Origin of the sequence: Aeromicrobium sp. (genome assembly GCF_036675695.1) — a bacterium.
Taxonomy (GTDB): Bacteria; Actinomycetota; Actinomycetes; order Propionibacteriales; family Nocardioidaceae; genus Aeromicrobium.
Window position 1 is genome coordinate 1 of the sequence record NZ_JAKFEL010000257.1, and the last position, 2905, is coordinate 2905.

Here is a 2905-nt window from a genome sequence, read left to right on the forward strand (position 1 = left end):
TCGGTCGCCTTGTGCTCGGGAGCGAGGACCAGAGCGGAGGTACTTGCCTTGGGTGCGCTCGTGTAGACGATGCGCCGTACGCCGGCTGCCTTGGCAGCGTCGATCGCATTGCCGTGCTGGGCGACGCGCTGGCCGAGCTCATTGCTGGAGATCAGGAGCACGGTGTCCTCGGACGAGAACAGTCCGTCCAGGCTGGCTCTGTCGGAGAGGTCGATCTGGTGCGTACGAACACCCAGCTCGGCGAGCTCGGCGAGCTTCTCGTTGTTGCGGCCTGCGGCCACGATCTGATCTGGCGAGATCCCGCGATCGAGGAGTGAACTGACGGTGAGAGTGCCGAGCTGGCCGGTGGCGCCGATGACGACGTAGGACATGGATTTCCCTTTCATTGGAAGCTTTCACATGTCCCAACGGTCGGGTCGCACCCATACTTCCCAATCCACAGTACGCACTTTCAGGTAAGGTACTGGCATGAAGGTTAGTGACCGCAAGCGAATCGACACAATGCGCTGGAGCGAGCTACGCCGCTGCATCGAAGGCATCAGCGAGAAGATGCTGGCGCAGACCCTCAAGACACTCGAGGCCGACGGACTCGTACGACGCGTCGCGCAGCCGGTCGTGCCGCCTCACGTGGAGTACAACCTGACTGCTGAGGGACGCGAACTTCATGACCGGCTGCGTCCGCTCATGGAGTGGGTCGCAGCCAACGCCGACCGGATCATCGAGAACTAGGCGCTCTACAGATTCCTGGCTCGCTTCGGAGTCATCGGCTCGCAGCCGTGAGCCACGGCATGGGCAATGATGCGGGGCTCGTCCTTCATGAGGCGCCATCCGCGTCGCATGAGCACCCATGGCGTCTTGCGGCCTTCGCGGAGATCGCGGGCCAGGCGTAGACCGAACGTGACCATGCGGTTGCGACGCAGGCAGATTGCCGCGTCGAGCATCCCGGCCGTGCGGCAGGCATCGACGATCGCGGGCGCGAAGAGTCCCTCGGCGATGAATCGGTCGCTGGTCAGTGTGAGGGTGTGTGAACCCGTCCGTGCGCTTGCTGCGATGTCATAGACCGGCACCTCGGTGACCCCGTCCTCGCAGAGCTCCTTGATCGCAGTGACTGCGGCGATCGCGTTCCATGACTCGATGTCGTCCCAGTCGACGATGCCGAGGTTGGAGCGCGGCATGTCGGGCTCGTCTGCGTCGCGGTAGAAGTCGTCGAGTCGAAGGACGGTCCAGCCCAGGCGCGCGGCAAGGTGCGACTTGCCAGACCCCGAAGGCCCGGCCAGGATCACAACGCCCACTAGACGCCGATCGGGTGCCAGACGGTCTTGGTCTCGACGAGCGCCTCCAGGCGAGCCAGTGAAGGCTCGGCAAGCCAGTCGACCTCGCCGGCAGGTGCACGCAGCACGCGCTTGAGGTTCTCGGCCGAGGCGACCTCGAGCTCGGCAGCGAGCTTGGCGTCATCAACACCGGCGAGATCAAGCGCGTTGACGTCCATGTGCGATGCCAGCCAAGGAGCGATCTCAGCGGCAGAGCCCGTGAGGATGTTGACTGCTCCACCCGGCACGTCGGATGCGGCCATGACCTCTGACAACGTAACCGCAGGTACGGGGTACTTTTCGCTGGCGATGACCACGAGGGTGTTGCCTGTCGCAATCGCCGGAGCGATGACCGACACGAGACCGAGCAGCGGTCCGGAGGGCGCGACAACCGCGACCACGCCGGTCGGCTCAGGAGTCGAGAGGTTGAAGAACGGACCCGACACAGCATTGGCGTTGCCGAGGACCTGGACGTACTTGTCGGCCCAGCCGGCGTACCAAACGACCCGGTCGATCGCGGCGTCCACGTACGTCGACGCCTTCTTCTCAGTGACGCCTTCGGAGGCGCGGAGGTCGTCGATGAACTGCTCTCGGCGACCTTCCATGACCTCGGCGATGCGGTAGATGACCTGGCCGCGGTTGTAGGGCGTACGCGTCGACCAGCCACCGAATGCCTTGCGGGCAGCGACGACCGCATCGCGGGCGTCCTTGCGCGAGGCCTTCGCCATGTTGGCGAGGAACTCGCCCTTGGAGTCCACGGCCTCGTACGTTCGCCCGGACTCCGAGCGCGGGAAAGCGCCTCCGATGTAGAGCTTGTGCGTCTTGCGCACTTCGACGCGGCTCATGCGGATGCTCCCTTGAGGTACGCAGCAAGACCATGCTTGCCGCCTTCGCGGCCATAGCCTGACTCCTTGTAGCCGCCGAATGGCGACGACGGGTCGAACTTGTTGAACGTGTTGGCCCAGACGACGCCCGCGCGCAGCTGGTTGGCCATTGACAGGATGCGCGAACCCTTCTCGGTCCACACACCCGCCGAGAGTCCGTACGGCGTGTTGTTGGCTTTCTCGACAGCCTCCGACGGCGTACGGAACGTCAGCACCGACAGGACCGGGCCGAAGATCTCCTCGCGGGCGATGCGATGAGCCTGGGTGACGCCGGTGAAGATTGTCGGCGGGAACCAGAAGCCGCTGTCGGGGATCTCGCACGGCACCGACCAGCGCTCTGCGCCTTCGGCGTCGCCGATGTCCGAGAGCTCCTTGATGCGGGCGAGCTGCTCGGAGGAGTTGATCGCGCCGATGTCGGTGTTCTTGTCGAGTGGATCACCGAGGCGCAGAGTCGACATACGACGCTTGAGGCGCTCGAGGACATCGTCGTAGATGTTCTCCTGCACCAGCAGGCGCGATCCTGCGCAGCAGACGTGGCCTTGGTTGAAGAAGATGCCGCCGACGATGCCTTCTATGGCCTGGTCGAGTGGAGCATCGTCGAAGACGATGTTGGCGGCCTTGCCGCCGAGCTCGAGGGTCACCTTCTTGTCGGTGCCGGCGACCGAGCGTGCGATGGCCTTGCCGACGGCTGTCGAGCCGGTGAACGCGACC

5 protein-coding genes are annotated in these 2905 nt (G+C 64.6%); 1 reads left to right on the forward strand and 4 read right to left on the reverse strand.

The features are described 5' to 3' along the window. Positions 1-371, reverse strand: a 371-nt coding sequence (locus tag V6M39_RS17170) for an NAD(P)H-binding protein (protein WP_332645037.1), incomplete at its 3' end; no start/stop codon positions are given. A gap of 97 nt (positions 372-468) precedes the next feature. Between V6M39_RS17170 and V6M39_RS17175 the strand changes: the two genes are divergently transcribed. Continuing rightward, positions 469-729, forward strand: coding sequence for a winged helix-turn-helix transcriptional regulator (locus V6M39_RS17175; RefSeq protein WP_332645038.1), 261 nt, complete (start codon positions 469-471; stop codon positions 727-729). Positions 730-734: 5 nt separating this feature from the next. On the opposite strand, the gene V6M39_RS17180 is transcribed toward V6M39_RS17175, so the two are convergent. From V6M39_RS17180 to V6M39_RS17190, 3 genes are all read right to left on the reverse strand, one after another. After that, positions 735-1292: a uridine kinase family protein gene (locus V6M39_RS17180; protein WP_332645039.1), complete on the reverse strand. Its 558-nt coding sequence runs from the start codon at positions 1290-1292 to the stop codon at positions 735-737. Beyond that, entirely contained in the window at positions 1292-2155 is an 864-nt protein-coding gene (locus V6M39_RS17185) for an aldehyde dehydrogenase family protein (RefSeq protein WP_332645040.1), read from the reverse strand. Before V6M39_RS17185 ends, V6M39_RS17180 begins: the two co-directional genes overlap by 1 nt. Further along, a partial coding sequence (locus V6M39_RS17190) for an aldehyde dehydrogenase family protein (RefSeq protein ID WP_332645041.1) occupies positions 2152-2905 on the reverse strand: 754 nt, incomplete at its 5' end. The genes V6M39_RS17185 and V6M39_RS17190, both read right to left, overlap by 4 nt.

Excerpts from the sequence above, each read along its gene's own strand:
- V6M39_RS17175 (WP_332645038.1), top strand. The coding sequence starts at position 469 with ATGAAGGTTAGTGACCGCAAGCGAATCGACACAATGCGCTGGAGCGAG.
- V6M39_RS17185 (WP_332645040.1), bottom strand. The coding sequence starts at position 2,155 with ATGAGCCGCGTCGAAGTGCGCAAGACGCACAAGCTCTACATCGGAGGC.